Source organism: Prevotella falsenii DSM 22864 = JCM 15124, assembly GCF_000613945.1.
GTDB lineage: Bacteria > Bacteroidota > Bacteroidia > Bacteroidales > Bacteroidaceae > Prevotella > Prevotella falsenii.
In genome coordinates, this window is sequence record NZ_BAJY01000033.1 from 19,546 (window position 1) to 27,761 (window position 8,216).

The 8,216-nt window shown below is 40.7% G+C and carries 7 protein-coding genes; 6 read left to right on the forward strand and 1 reads right to left on the reverse strand.

The genetic code is table 11. The features are described 5' to 3' along the window. Window positions 1-48: 48 nt before the first annotated feature. Together JCM15124_RS10560 and JCM15124_RS10565 are read left to right on the forward strand one after the other, a co-directional pair. Entirely contained in the window at window positions 49-2,697 is a 2,649-nt protein-coding gene (locus tag JCM15124_RS10560; RefSeq protein ID WP_024999406.1) for a hybrid sensor histidine kinase/response regulator transcription factor, read from the forward strand. 755 nt (window positions 2,698-3,452) lie between these two features. Further along, a complete protein-coding gene (locus JCM15124_RS10565) occupies window positions 3,453-4,334 on the forward strand; it encodes a hypothetical protein (protein WP_024999407.1) in 882 nt (293 codons plus the stop codon). A 129-nt stretch (window positions 4,335-4,463) separates the two neighbouring features. Here the strand turns inward: JCM15124_RS10565 and JCM15124_RS10570 are convergent, their stop codons facing one another. Then, complete coding sequence (locus JCM15124_RS10570) at window positions 4,464-4,910, reverse strand: hypothetical protein (protein ID WP_024999408.1); 447 nt, start codon at window positions 4,908-4,910, stop codon at window positions 4,464-4,466. 196 nt (window positions 4,911-5,106) lie between these two features. Here JCM15124_RS10570 and JCM15124_RS10575 point away from each other — a divergent pair, with 196 nt between their 5' ends. The 4 genes from JCM15124_RS10575 to JCM15124_RS10590 all read left to right on the forward strand — a co-directional run bounded on the left by JCM15124_RS10575 (window position 5,107) and on the right by JCM15124_RS10590 (window position 7,719). Next, window positions 5,107-5,610 (forward strand): GFO_1088 family ECF-type sigma factor, encoded by a 504-nt coding sequence (locus JCM15124_RS10575; RefSeq protein WP_024999409.1) that lies wholly within the window; start codon window positions 5,107-5,109, stop codon window positions 5,608-5,610. Then, window positions 5,607-6,338 carry a PG0215 family putative anti-sigma factor gene (locus JCM15124_RS10580; RefSeq protein ID WP_024999410.1) on the forward strand — a complete coding sequence of 244 codons (732 nt, stop codon included), beginning with the start codon at window positions 5,607-5,609 and terminating at the stop codon, window positions 6,336-6,338. Before JCM15124_RS10575 ends, JCM15124_RS10580 begins: the two co-directional genes overlap by 4 nt. Beyond that, window positions 6,335-7,249: a hypothetical protein gene (locus JCM15124_RS10585; protein ID WP_024999411.1), complete on the forward strand. Its 915-nt coding sequence runs from the start codon at window positions 6,335-6,337 to the stop codon at window positions 7,247-7,249. Before JCM15124_RS10580 ends, JCM15124_RS10585 begins: the two co-directional genes overlap by 4 nt. Before the next feature lie 101 nt (window positions 7,250-7,350). Continuing rightward, complete coding sequence (locus tag JCM15124_RS10590) at window positions 7,351-7,719, forward strand: desulfoferrodoxin family protein (RefSeq protein WP_024999412.1); 369 nt, start codon at window positions 7,351-7,353, stop codon at window positions 7,717-7,719. Window positions 7,720-8,216 lie beyond the last annotated feature (497 nt).

Here is an 8,216-nt window from a genome sequence, read left to right on the forward strand (position 1 = left end):
AGAAAGAGTGGTGTAGAAAAAAGAAACAACTAAAACGACAGGAAAAAGATGTATAAAAAGGTTCGCATAGTTCTATGTTTTGTGGGTTTACTGATGCTTGTGGGGTGCAATAGAAACACAAAAAAGTATGTTATCGGTGTATCTCAATGCTCCGAAGATATATGGCGTAACAAGCTGAACGATGAACTGTTGATGGAAACCTATCAGCATAAAGACGTGGAATTGCTGTTCGCTTCGGCAAAAGACAACGATAAACTGCAAACCGAACAAATAGAAAAGTTTATCCAACGAGGCGTAGACCTGCTCATCATATCGCCCAATCAGGTGCACTCCATAACGCCTGTGATAGATAAAGCCTACGATGAGGGAATACCCGTAATACTTTTTGACCGAAAAACCGACTCGCAAAAGTACACCGCTTTCATAGGTGCAGACAATATTAAGGTGGGAAAAGCGATAGGCGAATTTATAGCAAAGACACTGCACGGCGAAGGTAATGTGATAGAAATAAAAGGATTGGACAACTCTTCGCCCGCCATAGACCGCCACAAAGGTTTTGTTCAGGCATTAAACAAATATCCTGATATTCGGTTGAAACGCACGCTTCCGGGTGAATGGACAGAAAAATCGGGTTATAGAAGCATGAAAAGCGCAATTTCAGATGCAAAGGATTGCAACATTGTATGGGGGCAAAACGACCGCATGGCGGAGGGCGCACAGCGTGCTATGGCAGAAGCGGGCATACATAACGTTCAGTATGTCGGAACCGATGCGCTGCCAAGCAAGGGTGGTGGCATAGAAGCTGTACACAACGGCAAACTGCTTGCATCGTATATCTATCCCACTCGTGGCGACATGGTGATGCAGTTGGCCATGAATATTTTGAAAAAACAACCATTTCATCGGGATAATTACCTCAAGGGGGCATTGGTAACGAAGGATAACGCCAAAGTGTTGCTGCTGCAAAACGAGGAGATGGTGAAGCAGCGAAGCAGACTTTCCGACCTGAATAGCAAGGTGGATATTTACCTTGCACAATACAATCACCAGAAAATATATATGCTCTTGGGTGGTGTCATCATTGCATTGCTTATCGGGCTTATCGTTTACATCTACCGCACCATCATCATTCGTCGGGAATTGGAAGCGGAAGCCACCAATGCAAAGTTACAGTTCTTTACCAATATAAGCCACGAGCTGCGCACGCCATTAACGCTTATAGCCGACCCGATAGAGCATATCGTAAACGACGAGAACTTGACGAAACAGCAACGCAATATGTTGCAGATTGTGGAAAAGAATGTTTCCATTCTGATGCGCCTTGTAAACGAAATTCTTGACTTCAGAAAGATACAGAACAAGAAGATGAAACTGACGCTGAGCGAGTTTGAATTGACGGACTATCTCAAACAGTGGGCAAACACGTTCGAGTCTATTGCAACAAAGCGGAAGATAAAAGTGGATTTGATAACCCCTGCACCCATTTATCTATGTGCCGATCTATATAAGGTGGAACGCATTTGCTATAACTTGTTGAGCAATGCCTTAAAGTACACAGGCGAAGGCGGAAGCATTACGATAAAGGCGAAAAGTACCGATGAAACGGTGGAAATTTGCGTCAAAGATACAGGTAAGGGAATTGCAAAGGAAGACATAAAACACATATTCGACAGGTTTTACCAAGTAAGAAACAGCAACAAAGACGGCACGGGCATAGGTTTGGCAATTGTGAAGGCATTTACCGAACTGCAAGGAGGCACCGCAAAGGTGGAAAGCGAAGTGGGAAAGGGCAGCGAATTTACAATAACGCTGCCGAAACGTGTGGCAGGCGACAACTTCCAACCTGCCGACGAGTCGTACACAATGAACGATTTCTTGGACGAAAGTTCAGCTGCAACCGATATTTCAACCGAAAACAAAGTGTCGAAAATAACTTCCGACCGACAGGAAGACAAACCTCGTGTGCTCGTTATCGACGATAATGCAGACATTCGTGCATACGCAACGGCACTATTGGGCGGTGAATACGATGTAATAGAGGCGTCTGACGGAACCGAAGGACTGAAGAAAGCTGTCAGGGAAGTGCCCGATGTTGTCGTATGCGATGTTATGATGTCGGGAATGGACGGTCTGGAATGTTGCAAACGGCTGAAAGCCGACAGTCTGACTTGCCATATTCCTGTGATTTTGCTTACCGCCAAGACATTGGACGAGCATCGTGCGGAAGGCTATGCGTATGGTGCCGATGCCTATCTGACCAAACCTTTCAACGGGAATGTACTGAAAGCACGTATAAAGAACTTGATTACCAATCGGAAACTGATGAAGATTGTGTTTGGAAACGATGCACGGGAAGACGTGCACGAGGAAGTTTCACAGAGCGCAGAAAGCCGGTTTGTAGAGAAGTTCCGCGCGATAATACAAAGCAATCTTGGTAACTCGGGCTTGAATGTAGAAACTATCAGCGGCGAGTTAGGCATTAGTAGGGCACAGCTGTATAGGAAAATAAAGTCGATAACAGGCATTTCGCCCAACGATATAATTCGCGAAGCACGTATGAAGCGTGCCGACCGCTTGCTGGAAACTACCGACAAATCGGTTTCGGAAATAGCTTACGAGGTGGGTTTCTCGTCGCCGTCGTACTTCACAAAGTGCTATCGAGAGTTTTTTGGACGCACACCTAACAAGAAGCATTAAGGCTTTTAAGACGTGATGTTTGATAAACAATGTGTTCATAGAGGCTAAAACGCTGTAAGGTATAGTAATGTTTGGCGTCTTGGTTGTTCTTTGAAGCATCGCAAAGCATAACCGTTCGATTTGTTAATATGTATGAAATATTCGCTTTGAATTGTTAATTTTTTGGCCGTGAAACACGCCAATACTCGCATTTTTCTGCACAGCAAGCAAGTCGATTGCAAATAAGGGCACTTTTTGCGTGCAATATTTATCTTTCTGTCAGTCAGCGGTTAAGATGCTATTGTGGGTATAAGTGTGAATTGAATAAGTCTTTTTGTTGTGGAATAAAAGATATAAAATGTCGCAAAACGAACAAAAATGTGTAGTGAAAGCGGCACTTTGACTTTTCAAAAGAGCCGCTTTTGCACGGTTAAAGCGGCTCTTTTGCATTGCAAAACCTACGCTTTTGCAAAACCGTTCTTTCTTTTTAAGTTTCCAAGAGCTTTTTTCATTGTTTCACGTTTCTATTTCATCGTTTTCCCTTGCGTTAAATTCAATGATTGTTTTTAAATGGTTTTAACGCTTTTGGGTAGCTTTTCAAGGTTGCAGACAATAAGGAGTTGATTTGCAGATAGGCGTTGGAAATATGATGAATTACGCCTTTGGCAGAATGCACAATCATAAGTCTAATTCTCAAAGCATTGGATAAACAATTGTGGTTATAGGAATTATTATCTATTTTTGCAGTATAAAACAAGAATTTTAAAGGATAAACTATGAGAAAGTTTTTATTGCTTTTGCTTACGTTGGCAGTGTCTTTAGGTTGTACGTATGCAACGCCCAAAGTGCCTGAGAAGAAAGTGCAAAGAAAGAAGACGGCACCGGTGAAGGTGAAGACTAAAGCGAAAGATGATGCCAATGTTAGCAATCCAAATCTGCCGGTAATAATACAAGAAGGTAAATACGGTCGTTACTATGCGGATACAGCGTCTTGCAGCGAAGTCTCTACAGCAGGAATGGTGAACCGGGCTGGCGAGAGAAAGAAATTGTATGACAAGAATGCAGATACTGTAAAGAAGTGTCTTCGGGCATTGAAGCCACAAACAAGTGTCGTTTCTGCTAAGAATGCAGTGGTGTTTCGCAAAGCAATGGACAATGAAATAAGGTTTTGGAGGAAGTTGGAAGCATTGATGCGCAATTTCGGCAATATTGCCATTGAAGCTCAATACGTGTTGAATGGTGGTACGATTTGGTTAGTTGTCGGTGTTGGTATGCATAGCGATTTGAGCTATACTCGTTTTGCTTGTCTGCAAGAAGACTTGAATACTTTAAGCGGTGTGTCGGTAAAAGTGGCGAAAGAAGACAAAGGGTTGTTGCCGGAAACACTTTATGCACAGATGCAGTCGCTTCGCCCGGTTGTAAAAGCGCAGCCACTGAAAAAGAAATGGAAATGGACAATGGCTGAAGCAAGAAAAGAAGCACAGCGAGTCAATAATTCCTGTTCTGTATCTACCGTTAAGAAGGTGATGGGAGAATGGCTTGAAGCACGTAAGACGGTTGGCGGTTTGTTGGCAGAACCTTATCGTACAGCCTACAATCTGCACACCACAACAACCGTCCACTCGTTTATTGAGCTTTTTATGGGCATAGACCAATGATGGAATATAGTGCGGTTTTGGTTGCAATATGATAAAAAATATGAGTGGGATTGCCTGTTTAAGGACAACCCCACTTGGTTTTTTTAGAAGTTAAATAGTGTTTTTGCATTAGAAAATTATGAACGATGGTTATTCTTGCTCAAAGTAGAAGTAGTCGGAGATGTCACCTGCTGTAACATCAACCTCAATGTAACGTTTTGCGTCCGACTTGTTTGGAGTAATCGTTACGGTTAAAACGTTTTCTCTGATGTTGGCTGTTGTCCAATCTCCATATATATTATGTTGGTCGCTCTTAGGCGAAGTCTTATCGAAGTTTTGCCAATCGTAAGTATTTACAGTATTGCTTGTCTTCTCTTTTACTGTTCCAAACCAAAAACTATTGTAGTTTTTACACTTAAATTGGTAAGTTTTGCCTTCCTTTGGAACATTGAAAACTTTCTTTTTCTTTATTTTTAGCGATGCACTTTCGTATTTCCATTTCATGAGTTCCCATTTTCCAATGGGTGTTTCAGAAGAACACGCGATAGTGAAGATACTGAAAAACAGTGCTGTGATGAAATAACTTAGTTGTTTCATTGTTATTAATTTAATTTGTTATAATAGTAAATAATGATAACAACTAAATGTAATAGTTCGTTTTATACTGCATTACAAAAGTATAAAAAATAAAAATAAGAAACAGTATATAGGTGTCTTTGTGTTAAGAAAGATTAATTTCGGTTTGAAAAAGCCACGATAATGTGTTATATAGGTGTAAGTTGATAAAACATAAATGAACGAAGAAGCATTTGCACAGATTGTTCCTCAACTTCGATGTTGTGCCATCAGGGCAGGAAGAAGAGTGGGAGCTACAGAAACAGAGGCGGAGGATATAGCGCAAGACGTTATGCTTCGTCTTTGGCAAATGCGCAATGATTTGGGCAGATTTGTATCGTTGGAAAGTTTGGTGGCGCGAATGGCGCACAACTTGACGCTTAATTTGCACAGAGCAAACAATGCTGAAACGATAGGGAACAGCGAAACAGCTTGTATTGCCGATGCACAACTATCGCCTTCAGACGCTTTGGAAGCAAAGGAAAACTTGGAATGGTTGGAAAGAAGAATAAACGATTTGCCAACAACCGAGTACACCATATTATATATGCGGCAGGTGGAACAGCGTTCCAATGAGGAGATTTCGCATTTGTTGGGCATCGCATCAACATCGGTCAGCACGTTGTTGGCTCGGGCGAGGCGAAGGCTGTTGGAAGATATTAAAAGGAGGAAAGGAAGATGACATTATATAATAAGAAAGATATAGCAACGCTGCTCGACAAGTTTATGGCGGGTACAACGACGATAGAAGAAGAACAAATGCTTGCAGACTATTTTCGTTCGGAACAGCGTGTGCCCGCAGAATGGGAAGACTATAAAGATATGTTTGCTTACTTTGACAATGGAATGGTAGAGTTAAGTGAACGAAAAGAAGATATTGCCAAAGCACGCACTGCTACAATAGTACTGTGGAAGCGGATAGCCGTTGCTGCTACTCTGCTGATTTTGATAGGATTTGCGGGTGTGTGGATAAATAGTAATGTATCTAAATACAATAAGGTGGCTGAGAAAACGACAACTGTATCAATATCGAAAAAGCAATTGGAAGTTGAAGACAAGCAGTTGGCGAAGAACAAGGACGAAGTGTGCCGGTCTTCAAATCTTGGAAAACAACAAGTAGCAGAGGCAAAAACGATTGTAAATAAGAAAACTGCGAAGGTACGAAAGGTTAAAGCATTGAATAGCAATGCAAGGGAAGAAAATCGTGCAAAGGCAGACCAAGCAACGGAAATAGCCCGCCAACAGGTTGAACAAGAGATTGCAATGGTTAGCAAGGAGATTTCCGATGCACAGACCAATGTATATGTTGCAAGTCAGCAAACGCAAGGCATTAAGGTGGTTTACAATGAAAACGGAACAATTTATTATAGGAACTGCAGTTTAAAATCAAAAAATATTATTGAGTTATGAAACAGTTAAAGACATTATTGACAGGCATCGTGTTGGCTGTAATGCCAACGATTGCACAGGCACAAACACATATAGAGAATGCCTATAAAACGTTTTTGAAAGAAAACGAAGTAGCGAAATATGAGTTTAGGAAAGAGCAGCGAGGAGATAAAACCAAGCAAGACTTTCTGAACATTTATTCTTTCACACTTACGGAAAAGCAGAAGCAACAGATAGAAAATCTGCGAAAAGCATTCGATAGCGATTCGAAAGCAGCCTATCAGTTGGTATCTGCAAATAAAGGGAATAAGCTGGCATCGTATAGATTGATGGGTCCCGATAAAACAGAAGCATTTATTGGCGAAAGGTATGATAATATGATACAACTGCTGTTCAGCGACCCTACCGACTCGTTGCGTCGTTATGGTTATGCTTTGGAATGGACTGATAAAGAAGACGGTACAATTGTTGGAAGAATAATCAGCTGTCTGTCTGTTCACCCGAAGTATCGTAAGAGCGAGCAAATCTATGATGTATTTAATGATTTATCCCAAAAAGGTGCTGTTTTAAGAGGGTTTAATAAAAACGTAAAGAAGGTGTACGACGCTGATAAGATAGGCAATTATTTCTCAAATAAAACCGGCAGTAATACCTATTATGAAATAAATGGTGTGCATAAATTGGCTTCTGAATTGAGCAATACGGAATGGCTTTCACAGTTCAATGCAATGAAAAAGTTGGTGTATCAGATACCTAATGGCATACAGACTTCTTATTATGTTTCAACAATTTACGATCTGTGTAAGTGTTCTGAACAATTAGATGTTGATACGAAGAAGTTGGTGAAGGCGGAAGTAGAAAGTATGCGCACAAAAGTGAAAGATAGATTTTTAAAAGAAGTACTTTCAAATGCAATAAAAAGTATGAAGTAAAGAGTATGAAACAAAGTTTTTGTATTTATTACAAAATAATTTTGCATATTTAAAAAGATTTCGTTATCTTTGCGGCACAAAAACATTAACAAGAATATATTATGGCAAAAAGAAACGAAATTTATAAGTGTTCAGAGAGTAACAATATCGTAGAAGTTATTATTCCATCAGATAAAGACCTTCGCGGTTTAGAGAAGTTGGTAGAGAATACCACCGATGCAGCAACAGAAAAGCACGTTCCTGTTGTTGAGAAAATTGAAGGCGGCTACCGTGTAACCGTGGGCGAGGTTGAACACCCTATGACAGAAGCACACTCTATCCAGTGGATAGAACTCATTACGGAGAACAACGAAGTGCTTCGTAAGTATCTCGAACCAACAGAAAAGCCTGTTGCTGAATTTAAAACAGACGCAAAAGAAGTTTACGCTCGTGAATATTGCAACCTTCATGGTTTGTGGAGGTCAAAATAAGTAAATCAAATAAATCATCATAAGTGTAGAGCTGCCCGCAATTAATGTGGGCAGTTTTTTTATCTGTGATGCTTTCATACTTCGATGTCTAATGTTGAATGCCTATTATATAATAAGGTGTGGCTTGTTCTTTTTATTGATTTATGTCAAATCTATCCTGCAAAACACAGTTTTTTTTAATTTTTCTTTTAAAAACATTTGGCGGGTATTATTTTTTATTCTACCTTTGCATCGCTTTAAAGAAATGCCGCCCTGCGGTTTCTTTGGAGCCGATTCGTTCTTTGAAGAAATTTACATAGACAGAGAAGTAGTACAAGAAGCGTCTGCCGCGTTTTTAATGTTGGCAGACGGGTAAAGAGAAACGACCTATCAATTTTTGATTCGTGGTGTTTTGAACTTGATACTTTGGATAATTGTTCTGAGCAGAGACAAACGACGTTGCGCTGCCTTTCCTGTTGCGGTTTGGTTTTTCCTTTCCGTTTTTCGGGTCTTTCAGT